The organism is Pseudomonas sp. O230, from assembly GCF_045447035.1.
Classification (GTDB): domain Bacteria; phylum Pseudomonadota; class Gammaproteobacteria; order Pseudomonadales; family Pseudomonadaceae; genus Aquipseudomonas.
In genome coordinates, this window is sequence record NZ_JBJGXN010000001.1 from 423865 (window position 1) to 439221 (window position 15357).

The following is a 15357-nucleotide window of genomic DNA, read 5'->3' on the forward strand; positions in this document are numbered from 1 at the left end:
CATGACCAGCAACAACCCGCAAACCCGTGAATGGCAAACCCTGAGCAACGATCACCACCTGGCCCCGTTCAGCGACTTCAAGCAACTGAAAGAGAAAGGCCCGCGGATCATCACCAACGCCAAGGGCGTCTACCTCTGGGACAGCGAAGGCAACAAGATCCTCGACGGCATGGCCGGCCTGTGGTGCGTAGCGATCGGCTACGGTCGCGATGAACTGGCTGATGCCGCCAGCAAGCAAATGCGCGAGCTGCCTTACTACAACCTGTTCTTCCAGACCGCTCACCCGCCGGTGCTTGAGCTCGCCAAGGCCATCGCCGACATCGCACCTGAAGGCATGAACCACGTGTTCTTCACCGGTTCCGGTTCCGAAGGCAACGACACCATGCTGCGCATGGTTCGCCACTATTGGGCGATCAAGGGCCAGCCGAAAAAGAAAGTCATCATCAGCCGCAAGAACGGTTATCACGGTTCCACCGTGGCCGGCGCGAGCCTGGGTGGCATGACCTATATGCACGAACAAGGCGACTTGCCGATCCCAGGCATCGTTCACATCGCCCAGCCGTACTGGTTCGGTGAAGGCGGTGACATGACGCCGGAAGAGTTCGGTGTGTGGGCGGCCAATCAGCTCGAAGAGAAGATTCTGGAAATCGGCGTGGACAACGTCGGTGCCTTTATTGCCGAGCCGATCCAGGGCGCCGGCGGCGTGATCATTCCGCCAGACAACTACTGGCCGCGCATCAAGGAAATCCTCGCCAAGTACGACATCCTGTTCGTGGCAGACGAAGTGATCTGTGGTTTCGGCCGCACCGGTGAGTGGTTCGGTAGCGATTTCTACGACCTCAAACCCGACATGATGACCATCGCCAAAGGCCTGACGTCCGGCTACATTCCGATGGGTGGCTTGATCGTGCGTGACGAAGTGGTCGCCGTACTCAACGAAGGCGGCGATTTCAACCACGGCTTCACCTACTCCGGTCACCCGGTAGCGGCTGCGGTAGCGCTGGAAAACATCCGCATCCTGCGCGAAGAAAAAATTATCGAGCACGTTCATGCCGAAACGGCACCTTACTTGCAGAAGCGTCTGCGGGAACTGAGTGATCACCCATTGGTGGGGGAAGTTCGTGGCGTGGGTCTGCTGGGGGCCATTGAGCTGGTTCAGGACAAGGCCACGCGCAAACGTTACGAAGGCAAGGGCGTCGGCATGATCTGCCGCACGTTCTGTTTCGACAACGGCCTGATCATGCGTGCTGTGGGGGACACCATGATCATTGCTCCGCCGCTGGTGATTACCAAGGCTGAAATCGATGAGCTGGTAACAAAGGCACGCAAGTGCCTGGACCTGACCCTGAGTGCGTTGCAGGGCTAAGTGCTAGGCTCTGAGCGGGAGACATGAAACTTTCGCTCAGAGCAGTTCCAAAGGGTGGCCTTTCCTTGAAAGACCGCCTCGGATCTTGCCAGACTAGCCGCGGTTCCAGTTGTCCGGGTTCGGCCGCTGAACAAAGTGGTTCAAAAAAAGAAAAAATTTGGAGCATTACGCATGAAGGCATTAGGAAAAAAGCTTGCTGGCAAGACACTCCTCGCCATGTCCCTGATGGGCATAATGGCGGGTGCGGTTCAGGCGGACGACAAGGTGTTGCACGTCTATAACTGGTCTGATTACATCGCTCCTGACACCATCAAGAAGTTCGAAGCCGAGTCCGGCATCAAAGTCGTGTACGACGTATTCGACAGTAACGAAACCCTGGAAGCCAAGTTGCTGGCAGGCAAGTCCGGCTACGACATCGTCGTGCCGTCGAACAACTTCCTGGCCAAGCAGATCAAGGCTGGCGTTTACCAGAAGCTGGACAAGTCCAAGCTGCCTAACTGGAAGAACCTGAACACTGACCTGCTCAAAGCAGTATCGGTGAGCGACCCGGGCAACGAACACGCCTTCCCGTACATGTGGGGTTCGATCGGTATCGGCTTCAACGCCGAGAAGGTCAAGGCTGCACTGGGTGCCGATGCACCGACCAATTCCTGGGACCTGCTGTTCAAACCTGAAAACGCCGCGAAGTTGAAATCGTGCGGTATCAGTTTCCTCGATTCGCCAACCGAGATGATTCCGGTGGCGTTGCACTACCTGGGCTATCCAACCGACAGCCAGGACAAAAAACAACTGGCCGAAGCCGAAGCACTATTCCTGAAGATTCGTCCTTCGGTGGGCTACTTCCACTCGTCCAAGTACATTTCCGACCTGGCCAACGGCAACATCTGCGTAGCCGTGGGTTATTCGGGTGACATCTACCAGGCCAAGTCCCGTGCGGCTGAAGCCGGTGACAAGGTGAAAGTCAGCTACAACATTCCGAAAGAAGGTGCCGGCAGCTTCTACGACATGGTCGCTATCCCTAAAGATGCCGAAAACGTCGAAGGCGCCTACAAGTTCATGACCTTCCTGCAGAAGCCGGAAATCATGGCCGAAATCACCAACGCCGTACGTTTCCCGAACGGTAACGCGGCGGCTACCCCGCTGGTGGAAAAAGATATCACTGAAGATCCGGGTGTCTACCCGCCTGCCGACGTGCTGGCCAAGCTGTACGCGATTGCCGACTTGCCGGCCGCGACCCAGCGGATCCTGACTCGCAGCTGGACCAAGATCAAATCGGGTAAATAAGCCGGTTTTGCAGTAACCACCTGTTGTCGTCGCCTGCGCGGCGACGGCAGCCGGTGTAATTAAATGACAGAAAGTTTTGCTGGAACGGTTTTTCGAGGGTAAGTTGCGCGCCGGTTTTGTTGCTGGGCAGCCACGACTGTCATGTAACGCGGGGCAACTTGGGCCCAACTAATTTTAGAGGACCTCCACTTGCCTATTTTTTCTTTGTTGCGCAATGCATTGCTGGTCGGTGCCGGACTGACACTCGCTGTCAGTGTCCAGGCCGCCGGCACGGTGCATATTTATAACTGGTCGGACTACATCGGCTCGACCACCCTGGCAGATTTCCAGAAAGAGACCGGCATCAAACCGGTTTACGACGTCTTCGACTCCAACGAAACCCTGGAAGGCAAGTTGCTGGCCGGGCGTACCGGTTACGACGTGGTCGTGCCGTCCAACCACTTTCTCGGCAAGCAGATCAAGGCCGGTGCTTTCCAGAAGCTCGACAAGTCGAAGTTGCCGAACTACTCCAACCTCGACCCGGTGCTGCTCAAGCGTCTGGAGCAAAACGATCCGGGTAACCTGTATGCCGTGCCGTACCTGTGGGGCACCAACGGCATCGGTTACAACGTCGACAAAATCAAGGCTGTGCTGGGAGTCGACAAGATCGATTCCTGGGCAGTGGTATTCGAGCCGGAGAACATCAAGAAGCTGCACAGTTGTGGCGTGGCGTTCCTCGACTCCGCTGATGAAATGATGCCCACCGTTCTTAACTACATGGGCCTCAACGCCAACAGCACCAACCCCGAAGATTACAAAAAGGCCGAAGCCAAGTTACTGGCAGTCCGGCCTTACGTGACCTACTTCCACTCCTCCAAATACATCGCGGACCTGGCTAACGGCGACATCTGTATCGCCATCGGTTTCTCCGGCGACATGTTCCAGGCCAAGGCCCGGGCGGCCGAGGCCGGCAAAGGGGTGAATGTGGCCTACACCATTCCCAAGGAAGGCGGTGCGCTGTGGTTCGACATGCTCGCGATACCGAAGGATTCGAGCAACCTCAAAGAGGCCCATGCGTTCATCAACTATTTGTTGAAACCCGAGGTGATCGCACAGGTCAGTGATTCTGTTGGCTATGCGAACCCCAACCCAGGCTCGGACAAACTGATGGAACAGTCCATCCGCACCGACGAGTCGGTTTATCCACCGCAAGCCGTCCTCGACAAGACCTACGTGTCGGTCGAGTTACCACCAAACATTCAACGTTTGATGACCCGCAGCTGGACCAAGGTCAAGTCGGGTAAATAGCTTCAAGGCTCAAACTATCCAAGGTTGGCTCACCTTGAGCGAACTGCACTCTTTTTTTCTGGGAGTTTCGTAAATGGCAGTTGCCTCCGGCGCCTATAAGAAAGCCCTCGAGGGCGACCAGTCACCTAAACAGGTGCTGGTCAAAATCGACCGGGTCACGAAGAAGTTCGACGAGACGATTGCCGTGGACGATGTGTCCCTGGAAATCAAGAAAGGCGAGATTTTCGCCCTGCTCGGCGGTTCGGGATCGGGCAAATCCACCTTGCTGCGCATGCTCGCAGGCTTCGAACGGCCCACGGAGGGGCGCATTTTCCTCGACGGCGTAGACATCACTGACATGCCGCCGTACGAGCGACCGATCAACATGATGTTCCAGTCCTACGCATTGTTCCCGCACATGACCGTGGCGCAGAACATCGCCTTCGGTCTCAAGCAGGACAAAATCCCCGCAGCTGAAGTCGACGCCCGCGTGGCCGAAATGCTCAAGCTGGTGCAAATGAGCCAGTACGCCAAGCGCAAGCCTCATCAACTGTCCGGCGGTCAGCGTCAGCGTGTGGCCCTGGCGCGTTCGCTGGCGAAGCGACCGAAGCTGCTGCTGCTCGACGAACCGATGGGTGCGCTGGACAAGAAGCTGCGTTCGCAAATGCAGCTGGAGCTGGTCGAGATCATCGAGCGCGTCGGCGTAACCTGCGTCATGGTGACCCACGACCAGGAAGAGGCCATGACCATGGCCGAGCGCATCGCGATCATGCACCTGGGCTGGATCGCCCAGATCGGCAGCCCGATCGACATCTACGAAACCCCGACCAGCCGCCTGGTCTGCGAGTTCATCGGCAACGTCAACATCTTCGACGGTGAAGTGATCGACGACGCCGAAGGCCATGCGACCATCACCTGCAAAGACCTGGATCGGCAGATCTACGTGGGCCACGGCATCAGCACCTCGGTGCAGGACAAATCCGTGACATACGCGATCCGTCCGGAAAAACTGCTGGTGACGCCGACCATGCCGACCTGCGAGTACAACTGGTCCAGCGGCAAGGTGCACGACATCGCCTACCTCGGTGGTCACTCGGTGTTCTACGTCGAACTGCCGAGCGGCAAGATCGTCCAGTCGTTCGTCGCCAACGCCGAGCGCCGTGGTCAGCGCCCAACCTGGGGTGACCAGGTTTACGTGTGGTGGGAAGACGACAGCGGCGTGGTACTTCGCTCATGAACATGCGCAAATTCAAACGCCGCCTCAATCGAATAATTCCCGGTGGCCGTCAGCTGGTCATCGGGGTCCCGTTCATCTGGCTGTTCCTGTTCTTCATGCTGCCGTTCTTCATCGTCCTGAAGATCAGCTTCGCCGAAGCCGACGTGGCCATTCCGCCGTACACCGAAATCTACAACTTCGTTGACCAGAAGCTGCAGGTGCTGCTCAACCTCGGCAACTACGCGATGCTGGCCGGTGACGAGTTGTACATCGCCGCTTACCTCGGCTCGCTGAAGATGGCGCTGATCAGCACCATCCTCTGCCTGCTGATCGGTTATCCGATGGCCTACGCCATTGCCAGTGCCCGTAAAGAGATGCAAACGGTGCTGGTGTTGCTGATCATGATGCCGACCTGGACCGCAATCCTGATCCGCGTTTATGCGTGGATGGGCATCCTCAGCAACAACGGTCTGCTCAACGGTTTCCTGATGACCATGGGCTGGATCGACGAGCCGCTGCAGATCCTCAACACCAACCTGGCGGTGTACATCGGCGTGGTTTATTCGTACCTGCCGTTCATGATCCTGCCGCTCTACGCCAACCTGGTGAAGCACGATAACAGCCTGCTGGAGGCCGCATCGGACCTCGGTTCGAGCACGTTCAACAGCTTCTGGAAGATCACCATTCCGCTGTCCAAGAACGGCATCGTCGCCGGTTGCATGCTGGTGTTCATTCCGGTCGTGGGTGAGTTCGTGATCCCGGAACTGCTCGGCGGTCCGGAAACCCTGATGATCGGTAAAGTGCTCTGGCAAGAATTCTTCAACAACCGCGACTGGCCGGTGGCGTCTGCCCTGGCGGTGGTGATGCTGGCGATCCTGATTGTGCCGATCATCCTGTTCAACCGCAGTCAGGCCAAGGAAATGGAGGGTAAAGAATGAAACGCTTCCGTTTCTCGAGTTTCATGCTGATCGCGGGCTTGCTGTTCATCTACGCGCCGATGCTGATCCTGGTGATCTACTCGTTCAACGCCTCGAAACTGGTGACGGTGTGGGGCGGCTGGTCGATCAAGTGGTACGTCGGCCTGATGGACAACACGCAACTGATGGGCTCGGTGGTGCGCTCGCTGGAAATCGCCTGCTACACGGCGGTGGCAGCGGTGGCGCTGGGGACATTGGCGGCGTTCGTCCTGACCCGGATCACCCACTTCAAGGGCCGCACGCTGTTCGGCGGCCTGGTCACCGCGCCGCTGGTGATGCCGGAAGTGATCACCGGTCTGTCGCTGTTGCTGCTGTTCGTGGCCATGGCGCAGATGATCGGCTGGCCACAGGAACGCGGCATCGTCACCATCTGGATCGCCCACACCACGTTCTGTGCGGCGTATGTGGCGGTGGTGGTGTCGGCGCGCTTGCGTGAGCTGGACCTGTCCATCGAAGAAGCGGCCATGGACCTCGGTGCGCGGCCGTGGAAGGTGTTCTTCCTGATCACCATCCCGATGATCGCGCCATCGCTGGGCGCGGGCGGCATGATGTCGTTCGCCCTGTCGCTGGATGACCTGGTGTTGGCCAGCTTCGTGTCGGGTCCGGGGTCGACCACCTTGCCGATGGAAGTGTTCTCGGCGGTACGTCTGGGCGTGAAGCCTGAGATCAACGCCGTGGCCAGTCTGATTCTGCTGGCGGTGTCGTTGATGACCTTCCTGGTCTGGTTCTTCAGCCGTCGTGCCGAGGAAGCGCGCAAGCGTGCGATTCAGCAGGCCATCGAAGAAAGCGCTGCCGATTCGTGGAAGCAACCGGACGTGCGTCGCGCACAGCAGGCGCCGGAAGCGGCGTGAGTTTAAACAGGGTTGACCACAAATCCGGTGGTCAGCCCAAATCCCTGTGGGAGCGGGCTTGCCCGCGATTGCGAGCTCACATCCAACGTTGCTGTTGAATGTGGCGACGTCATCGCGAGCAAGCCCGCTCCCACAGGTTTTTAGGAAACCCAAGGCGACTTGCGGATGATCTCGACGAAGTTCATCGGCTTGAACCCAGGCTCACTGTCCACCAGCACATCCGCATTGACCGTGCCGAACGTGGTATCCGGTTTGTGTTTGAAGCCGTTGGCGAACGCACACAAAATGCATTCCTTGAACCCCTCTCCCCGCGGATGAGCATGCACCACCGCCTCACGCTGCACAGTGGGGAACGCGGCGTAGTCGATACCCAACACATCCATTTCAACCCCGGCGGTGACCAGCGCGACGTTAGGGCGCAGGTGTTGCGGCACGCCCGGTGTGGTGTGCAGGGCAATCGACAACCACACCTGCTCGAGATCGTCGTCGCTCAGTCCATAAGGCTTGAGAAACGCTTTGGCGGCGTTGGCGCTATCGACTTCGAAGCGTTCGTCGTCCGTGCGATGACCTTCCACCAGACCCAGGTCATGGAACATCGCGCCGACGTACAACAGCTCCGGGTTGTAGGCCAGTTGCTTGCGTTCACCGCTCAACGCGCCGAACAGAAACACCCGGCGCGAGTGGTGGTAAAGCAGGTCGGATTCGACGTCGCGAATGTATTCCGTGGTGGCCCGGGCCAACGCGCTGTCGGGGATTTTGATGCCGGCGATGGTGCTGCTCATGGTGCTGTCCTCGTGGGGAACGCCGTGGCGGCGCTGATGGAGCAAGTCTGTTCCCGGCCCCAAAACCGGACAATCGATCCATGGCTGCGATCCTTGCCAATGAGCATGCATATCGCGCCAACCTCGCTTGTTGGGCGTGGATTGGCTACGGTTGGAGTCCTGCGCACACCTGTAGGAGCCCGCAAGCCGGCTCCTACAAAGGTTGCGTGCATTCGGTGTCATTGAGGGCGTTCTTGCCATGAGTAAAACCGTTGCCATCGTGGTCTTCGCCGGCGTTCAGTCCCTGGACGTCACGGGTCCCATGGATGTGTTTTCCGAGGCCAATCGTTTCCTGGCACCGGAGGATCACTATCAATTGGAGGTGATTGGCGTCGAACGTGGAGTGATGCCCTGTTCCAACGGTTTGTCGCTCAACGCCCATCGGCATTTCAGCGAGGCGCGGGGGGCGTACGACTTGTTGCTGGTGGCCGGCGGTCCGCAGCTGCGGTTCATGGATTTCGGCGCGGCCTTCGATGCCTGGCTGCGCGATGCCAGTGCGCTGGCGCAACGATTCGGCTCGATCTGCAACGGTGCGTTCATGCTCGCCCGAGCAGGATTGCTCGAGGGACGGACGGTGACGACTCATTGGGGCGATGCCGCTGCGCTCGCGGCGTTGTGCCCTTCGACGCGGGTCGAAGCGGATCGGTTGTACGTGCAGGATGGCGAGCTCTACACCTCGGCCGGGGTCACGGCGGGGATTGATCTGTCGTTGTACTTGTTGGCCCGTGATCATGGGCCGGAAGTGGCGCTCAGCGTGGCCAAGCGTCTGGTGGTGTTCACCCAGCGCTCGGGCGGGCAATCACAGTTCAGTCCGTTCCTCACGCCCCACGCCGAGCCGACGTCGGCGGTGGCGATGGTTCAGCACTACGTGCTGGCCAACCTGACCGGCGACTTGACCAACGCCGACCTCGCCAACGCTGCGAACATGAGCGCCCGCAACTTTTCCCGGGTGTTTGCCAAAGAGGCGAAAATCACCCCGGCGGAATTCGTCGAGCGGGCGAGGGTGGATGCGGCACGGGTGATGCTCGAAAGCACCGTTGCGCCGTTGAAGACGGTGGCGTATCAGTGCGGGTTTCGCGATGCCCAGCATATGCGCAGCGTGTTCAATCGCCGGTTGGGGGTGACGCCGCAGCAGTTCAGGTTGAATTTTGCGGCGATGGTTTGAACCGGGATTTGCGTTGTTCTTGCGGGCCTCATCGCTAGCCTGCTAGCGATGAGGCCAGTCCAGCCAATACAAACCTACTGAGCACTGCGCGCCGGCAACAGCTTCAACGTACTGCGCGTATTCGCCGTCACCTCTTCATCATTGAGATGCGCCTGGAAGTACACCCCTTCGACATACGCTTCAGCCTGATCTTCATAATGCCGGTCAAACGGCACGCCACTCTGGCCTACCGGGTTGACGGTCAGGCTGTGCGCCGGGTCGGCGAAGTCGATCAGGCGTCGGGTCGACGGCCCATAAGTCACCGGCCACGGCGCCGGGCCGATCTTGGCCGAGAGGTTGTTCGGCACCTCATGAGTGCCCGGCGCCGCGAACGGCCCGACATTGAAAATCCGGTCCAACGGCTTCTGCTGCCCCAGCGGATGACCATGGGTCAGCGTGTGCGCCTTGCCCCACTGCCATTGCGCGAAATCCGCACCCAGCGTGCTCTTGAGGTGAGCGAGGCTCGCTTGCCACGCCACCTTGACCGTGTCGGCACGGGTTTCCTTGCCGAGGGTGTTGCGGTTGTCCCACCATGGCGAGTCGGCGTTCGCCGCCAGACGCGGCAGCGCAGCGTCGATCACCCGAGTCGACAGCAGCGTCTCGAAAAAGTCGTTGCCCAGTTCATCGTGCATCGTCGCGTCAGCCAGGTTGAACAGAAACTGGTTGAACAGCGTGGCGCTGGTGGAGTCCAGCGGGTAGTCGCCTGTCCACTGAGCCAGTTGTTCCACCAGTTTCAGTTCGGCCGGATCGCTTACCACTTCACGCAGCACCGGTAACAACGGCGCGAGCAAACGCGGGCCGTAGCCGGTGGTAGTGCCCAGTTGCAGCTTCTGGCTGGCCTCCAGATCCCACTTCACGGACTTGTCGCTGAGCTGGCGATTGAGTTGCAGCCCGCGATCGGCGAGGTTGTAGTAACCGGGAATCTCGATGCCGGTCGGCGACACGGGCTGGAAGTTGGCCGAGACAATGTAGCCCCGCGCCGGGTTTTCTTCCTGCGGGTTGGCGCTGAACGGGTAGAAGCCGTCCTTGTCCGCCTCGGCGCTGCTGCCGTCGAGGATGAACCACGGCCGCACACCCGTCGGACGTTTCGGCAGTTGCGCCGCCGCCCACCAGCCGATGTCGCCCTTGGCGTTGGCCCAGACGATGTTCAGGCCCGGCGCCTGGACCTTGGCGGCGGCACTGCGTGCCTTGGCCAGGGTGTCGGCACGGTTGAGCTGGTAGAAACCTTCAAGGATCGGGTTCTGGCTTTCCAGAAACCCCCACCACATGGCGATGGGTGTCTTGCCGACGCTGTTGCCCAGCGCATCGTTGACGATCGGCCCGTGCGGCGACTGGCGCAGCAGCAACTTCACCGGCGGCTGACCCTTGACTGCGATCTGCTGTTCGCTGGTGACCATGTCCACCCACTTGCCGCGATACCAGACCTGGTTGGCATTGTCCGGGTTGACCTTTTCGGCGATCAGGTCGAGGTCATCGTTCTGGAACATGGTGATGCTCCAGCCAAAGTCGCGGTTCATCCCCAGCGAGGCGAACGGCATCAACGCCTGATAGTGACCGTAGAGTTCGAAGCCCGGCGCCGAGAGTTGCGCTTCGTACCACACCGACGGCGCGGAAAAGCGGATATGCGGATCACCGGCCAGCAGCGGTTTGCCGCTTTTGGTCCGATTGCCCGCGACGACCCAGGCGTTACTGCCCTCGAATTGCGGCAAACCGTTGTCCGCGAGGGCCTGCTCGCTCAGGCGGGCGAGGGCATTGAGGTCTTTCCAGTCGGCGCTGGCGAGGGGCGGTGGGGTGCCGCTGAGGTTGTTAGCCAGCACGCCTTTGGGCTGCCAGTCGAGATCGAAGACGTTCAGGTACTCGGCGCCCAACTGGTCGCGCACGTATGTCAGCAACGGTTCAGTGCGAAACGCCGCGGCAAAACTGTAGGCCATGTAACCGGCGATGCTGATGGTGTCCTGCGCGGTGAACGGGCGTTTTGGAATGCCCAGTACATCGAATTCCGCAGGTTTTGCATGGCTGTCCTGATACTGGTTGATGCCGTCCAGATAGGCTTGCATGGCGATGAAGGCGGGCGACTGTTTGTCCATATTCGCCAGGTAGGTTTCGGCGCGTTCGCGAATGCGCAGGCTGCGCATCAGCTTGTCGGTGTCGAGCAGTTTCGGGCCCAGCACTTCGGCCAGTTCGCCGCGGGCGAGGCGGCGCAGGACTTCCATCTGGAACAGCCGGTCCTGGGCGTGCACATAGCCGAGGGCGCGGTACAGGTCGGTTTCGTTTTCGGCGCGGATGTGCGGGATACCGCGCTCGTCGTAACGGACGGTGACGGAGCCTTGCAGGTGTTGCAGTTCAACCATGCCCTGGCGTGTCGGCTGCTTGCTGTAGACGTACCAGCCGGCGCCGGCGGCGAGCACGACAATCAGCAGGGCGAGCGCAGTCAGGAGACGTTTCATGGCGATTCCTTGTTCTTGTTATGAGTGGCAGCAATTCCCTGGCGTCACTGTTTACCACGACCTGCTGAATCGGCCCATCACCCGTAGGAGGGATTCTTGCTGCCGTGTTTGTCCCTACTTCGTTGTATCGACCGGCCACGGGCAGTAACACCCGACTGCCAGTGTGTGCGTGGCATTCACCGCGCGCCCCGCGTTCAACGCTTGCAGGATCGGCTCGATAAAGCTGTTGTTCGAATTGCAGGTCAGGCCTTCGCTGTAAGGGCCGAAGTAGGCGAGTTTGCCGCTGCGGTCCCAGATCGCCACGGCCGGGCTGGCGGGGATTTGTTCTGAGCCTGGGAGGACGCTGATGGTCTTCAGGCTGCTCAGGGTGCTCGGCAACTGGCCGTGGCTGCCGGGTTTTTGCACCGCATAAAACTCGACGCCCTGCGGCCCGTACTGCTCGACCAGTTCGCTCAGGTGTTGCTGATTGCCGACGTTGCACGGGCAGGCCGGGTCCCAGAAATGCACCAGACGAATGGCGCCGGGGCCGGCGAGGTTGTCGGGCAGGTGCAATGGGTCGCCGGAAAACACCGCCGTGTGCTCGCTGAACGCCCGCAGGTAGCGTCCTTGAAACCAGTCGTAAGCGGCCCACAAAACACCGGCGCACACGAGGGTCAGCAGGCAGGCAAGCAGTGGGGGGCGGTAGGGCGAACGCATGGGTGTCGATCCTCGAAGGTCGCCCAGCTTGCCATGCTTGCCGCGACAGATGAATATCGCAGGCTTACAAAGTCCGCTTCGTGCTCTGGAATTGCCCATGTCTGCCACTTTCGCCCCTGATCATTTGCGTGCCAGCCTGCGGCCTTTGGCCGAGTGGCAGCCGCTGTCCGTGGAGGCGCAGGCGTATCAGCGGTTCTACGGTGTGGATTTTCCGGCGCGTCAGCTACGCAGAGGCCTTGGGCGTTTTGAGGTGGATGCTTATGACGTGGTCAGCCAGGTGTGGTGGCCGGAGCGGGCGAAGGCGACGCTGTTTGTGTTTCACGGTTTCTACGATCACACCGGGCTCTACCGGCATGTGATCGAGTGGGCGCTGGATCAGGATTTTGCGGTGATTGCCTGCGACTTGCCGGGGCACGGTCTGTCCAGCGGCGAACGGGCGAGCATCAAGGATTTCGCCGAGTATCAGGACACGCTGCAAGGGTTGTTCGCCGAGGCGAAATCCCTCGATCTGCCGCAGCCGTGGCACCTGTGCGGGCAGAGCACCGGTGGCGCCATCGTGATCGACCATGTGCTCAACGAAGGGGCGAGCAGTCCGGCACAGGGTCAGGTGATCCTGTTGTCGCCGCTGGTGAGGCCGCGGGCCTGGGGCTGGTCACAGCTCAGTTATTACCTGCTCAGGCCATTCGTCAAAGCCATCGCCCGACGCTTCAGCGAAAACTCCAACGACCCGGATTTCCTGCCGTTCCTGCAAGCCGATCCGTTGCAACCGCTGCGCTTGCCCACAGCCTGGGTCGGGGCGCTGGCGCGCTGGATCAAACGCATCGAAGCCGCGCCCGACAGCACTCGGCGACCACTGATCGTGCAAGGGCAGGCGGACATGACGGTGGATTGGCAGCACAACCTTGAGGTGTTGAAAGCCAAGTTCGATCGGCCGCAGGTATTGATGTTGCCAGAGGCGCGGCATCATTTGGCGAATGAGACCGTGGCGTTGCGCGGGGAATATTTCGGGTTTTTGACGAAGCGGATCAAGGGGCGGAATTTGTAGCGGCCGTTATGGCCCCATCGCGGGCAAGCCCGCTCCCACAGGATCGATGTTTACCGCGATTTTGAGTTCGACCGAAAACCTGTGGGAGCGGGCTTGCCCGCGATGGGGGCGCTGCAGATTTCAGAAATTACTGGCTGAGGTTTGAAGGGGTTTGCCCCACCGCCAACCCCGCCCGAATCGCTGCCAGCGCCGCTTGGTAATACGCCTTGCCTTCCGCCGATTCGGCAAAGGTAGCGAACTCCTCAAGCTCGTTATCCGACAGGTCGCGATAGACATACAACAACGTGTTGTTGAGGTCGCTGCCGATCTGGTCCATCAAGCGCTGACGCTGACCGTTCAACAGCCCCTGCGCCTGACCGCCACCGAGCAGGCCGGGGATCATCGAGCTCAGGCTGTCGGCCGCGACACCGGCAATCGCCAGGCTGACTTCCGCGCCGGCCTCACGCGCGGGCAAGGCCTGGGCGAGGTGACCGATGATCAGCGTACGGCTGTCGCTGGCCTCAATCTTCGGCAGGCCCTTGGCATTCTTCGCGAGCTGATCGCGACGGGTCGCCAGCAACTCGGCGGCGACGATCTTCTTGCCCAGCGGCGACTGGAAGAAGGTCAGGGCAGGTTTCGGATCGGCGAGGGTTTTGCGCAATTGCGCTTCGGCGCGCTGGTCCACCGCTTGCGGGGCAAAACGCTGATTGCTGTTGTTCACCAGCGCCTGAAACACCGCCGGCGGCAGACTGTTCTGGTAACGCTGCTGAGCGGCTGAGAGGGCATCGTTGAAATGCGCGCGTTGTTCTGGCCAGCCGGCGACCTTGTACAACTGGTCGTGGCCGTCTGCCCACGCGGGCAAAACGCAGAACATCAGCAGTGAGAAAAGCAAACGGCGCATAGGGACTCCTGTCAGCAGGCGACTATTCTCCGTGCGGCATACGGACTTGTCGAGAATTCGTATCAAGCCGCCGCGTGGCTCTGTCCGATTTTCCGGCACAGGAATACTATGCGCGCCATGCCAATACCCTCTGATCACCCGCTGCTGTTACGTATCGTCGACGACCTGGCTGAGCACGGCTGGTCGCAGCAGAATATTTTCCTGCCTTTGGGTCTGACCCAAGAACTGGCGGCTGAGTGCCGTAAACGTGCTGCCGAGGGTGAATTGGCCCCGGCCGCCGTGGGGCACGGGCCGACATCGGAGATTCGCGAGGGGATTCGCGGTGACCGAATCCAGTGGATCGAGCCGGGTCAGGCCCTGGCGTGCGACAGCTATCTGCAGTTGATGGACAGCCTGCGAGAGGCGATGAATCGTGGGTTGTATCTGGGGCTGGAAGACTTCGAAAGCCATTTCGCGCTGTACCCGCCCGGCGCTTTCTACCTCAAGCATGTCGACCGCTTCCGCGACGATGATCGACGCATGGTCTCGGCCGTGGTCTACCTCAACGACGCCTGGCTGCCGGAGCACGGCGGTCAGTTGCGCATGTACCTCAAGGAAGGCGCCGAATACGATGTGGTGCCCACCGGCGGATGCCTGGTGGTGTTCCTGTCGGGCGAAGTGCCCCACGAAGTCCTGCCCGCGACGCGGGATCGCCTGTCGTTGACCGGCTGGTTCCGGCGCCGTGGCAACGAGCCGTTCTGATCATGCAGAAAATTCTGGTAAGCCGCTGTCTGCTCGGCCACCGCGTACGTTACGACGGCGGGGCCAGCTGGCCGTTCGATCAGCTTCAACAGTGGCTCGACGAAGGTCGCGTCGTGCCGTTGTGTCCGGAAGTTGCCGGTGGCTTGCCGACGCCACGGGCGGCGGCGGAAATCCCGGGCGGGCAGGGTAGTGAAGTGCTGGCGGGGCAGGCGGCGGTAATCACTACCGACGGCGAGGATGTCAGCGCGCAGTTTCGAAGTGGTGCTTACCAAGCGTTGGAGTTGGTGCGTAAACACGACATCCACATTGCCGTGCTCAAGGCCAACAGCCCATCCTGCGGCAACTTGTTGACCTATGACGGCACGTTCAGTGGCGTGAAGGTCAGCGGTGAAGGCGTGACAGCGGCGTTGCTCAAGCGCCATGGCGTACAAGTCTTCAGCGAGCTCCAATTGCCAGAAGCCGCCGCCGCGCTGCAACTCTTAAACGCGAATCCCTTGTAGGAGCCGGCTTGCCGGCGATAGCGGTGTAACAGTCAATATAGATTTTGAATGTTACGGCCTCAT

14 protein-coding genes are annotated in these 15357 nt (G+C 60.2%); 10 read left to right on the top strand and 4 right to left on the bottom strand.

The window, feature by feature from the left end; translation table 11 throughout:
- Position 1 precedes the first annotated feature (1 nt).
- The 6 genes from ACI77H_RS02040 to ACI77H_RS02065 all read left to right on the top strand — a co-directional run bounded on the left by ACI77H_RS02040 (position 2) and on the right by ACI77H_RS02065 (position 6960).
- Entirely contained in the window at positions 2-1366 is a 1365-nt protein-coding gene (locus ACI77H_RS02040) for an aspartate aminotransferase family protein (protein ID WP_407010107.1), read from the top strand.
- Positions 1367-1537: 171 nt separating this feature from the next.
- Positions 1538-2650, top strand: a complete 1113-nt coding sequence (locus tag ACI77H_RS02045) for a polyamine ABC transporter substrate-binding protein (RefSeq protein WP_407010108.1) — start codon at positions 1538-1540, stop codon at positions 2648-2650.
- A 189-nt stretch (positions 2651-2839) separates the two neighbouring features.
- Positions 2840-3937 carry a polyamine ABC transporter substrate-binding protein gene (locus ACI77H_RS02050; RefSeq protein ID WP_407010109.1) on the top strand — a complete coding sequence of 366 codons (1098 nt, stop codon included), beginning with the start codon at positions 2840-2842 and terminating at the stop codon, positions 3935-3937.
- A 73-nt stretch (positions 3938-4010) separates the two neighbouring features.
- Positions 4011-5153: an ABC transporter ATP-binding protein gene (locus ACI77H_RS02055; protein ID WP_407010110.1), complete on the top strand. Its 1143-nt coding sequence runs from the start codon at positions 4011-4013 to the stop codon at positions 5151-5153.
- Positions 5150-6070 carry an ABC transporter permease subunit gene (locus tag ACI77H_RS02060; RefSeq protein ID WP_407010111.1) on the top strand — a complete coding sequence of 307 codons (921 nt, stop codon included), beginning with the start codon at positions 5150-5152 and terminating at the stop codon, positions 6068-6070. Before ACI77H_RS02055 ends, ACI77H_RS02060 begins: the two co-directional genes overlap by 4 nt.
- Positions 6067-6960 (top strand): ABC transporter permease subunit, encoded by an 894-nt coding sequence (locus tag ACI77H_RS02065; protein WP_010466694.1) that lies wholly within the window; start codon positions 6067-6069, stop codon positions 6958-6960. The genes ACI77H_RS02060 and ACI77H_RS02065 overlap by 4 nt, the downstream gene beginning before the upstream one ends.
- Positions 6961-7100: 140 nt before the next feature.
- On the opposite strand, the gene ACI77H_RS02070 is transcribed toward ACI77H_RS02065, so the two are convergent.
- Positions 7101-7742 carry an HD domain-containing protein gene (locus tag ACI77H_RS02070; RefSeq protein WP_407010112.1) on the bottom strand — a complete coding sequence of 214 codons (642 nt, stop codon included), beginning with the start codon at positions 7740-7742 and terminating at the stop codon, positions 7101-7103.
- 238 nt (positions 7743-7980) lie between these two features.
- On the opposite strand from ACI77H_RS02070, the gene ACI77H_RS02075 reads away from it, so the two are divergent.
- Positions 7981-8946, top strand: coding sequence for a GlxA family transcriptional regulator (locus ACI77H_RS02075; protein ID WP_407010113.1), 966 nt, complete (start codon positions 7981-7983; stop codon positions 8944-8946).
- Positions 8947-9020: 74 nt separating this feature from the next.
- Here ACI77H_RS02075 and ACI77H_RS02080 read toward each other — a convergent pair whose 3' ends face one another.
- Positions 9021-11432 (bottom strand): penicillin acylase family protein, encoded by a 2412-nt coding sequence (locus ACI77H_RS02080; RefSeq protein ID WP_407010114.1) that lies wholly within the window; start codon positions 11430-11432, stop codon positions 9021-9023.
- A 114-nt stretch (positions 11433-11546) separates the two neighbouring features.
- Positions 11547-12128 carry a DUF6436 domain-containing protein gene (locus ACI77H_RS02085; RefSeq protein WP_407010115.1) on the bottom strand — a complete coding sequence of 194 codons (582 nt, stop codon included), beginning with the start codon at positions 12126-12128 and terminating at the stop codon, positions 11547-11549.
- Positions 12129-12225: 97 nt separating this feature from the next.
- Here ACI77H_RS02085 and ACI77H_RS02090 point away from each other — a divergent pair, with 97 nt between their 5' ends.
- On the top strand, positions 12226-13173 hold the full coding sequence (locus ACI77H_RS02090; protein WP_407010116.1) for an alpha/beta hydrolase: 948 nt from the start codon (positions 12226-12228) through the stop codon (positions 13171-13173).
- Between the two features lie 127 nt (positions 13174-13300).
- On the opposite strand, the gene ACI77H_RS02095 is transcribed toward ACI77H_RS02090, so the two are convergent.
- Positions 13301-14053 carry a DUF2059 domain-containing protein gene (locus tag ACI77H_RS02095; RefSeq protein ID WP_407010117.1) on the bottom strand — a complete coding sequence of 251 codons (753 nt, stop codon included), beginning with the start codon at positions 14051-14053 and terminating at the stop codon, positions 13301-13303.
- 108 nt (positions 14054-14161) lie between these two features.
- Between ACI77H_RS02095 and ACI77H_RS02100 the strand changes: the two genes are divergently transcribed.
- Both ACI77H_RS02100 and ACI77H_RS02105 read left to right on the top strand, forming a co-directional pair.
- Positions 14162-14794, top strand: coding sequence for a 2OG-Fe(II) oxygenase (locus ACI77H_RS02100; protein ID WP_407010118.1), 633 nt, complete (start codon positions 14162-14164; stop codon positions 14792-14794).
- A 2-nt stretch (positions 14795-14796) separates the two neighbouring features.
- The gene (locus tag ACI77H_RS02105; protein WP_407010119.1) at positions 14797-15294 is read left to right on the top strand and encodes a DUF523 domain-containing protein; all 498 of its coding nucleotides are present in this window, start codon (positions 14797-14799) and stop codon (positions 15292-15294) included.
- The last annotated feature ends 63 nt before the right edge of the window (positions 15295-15357 follow it).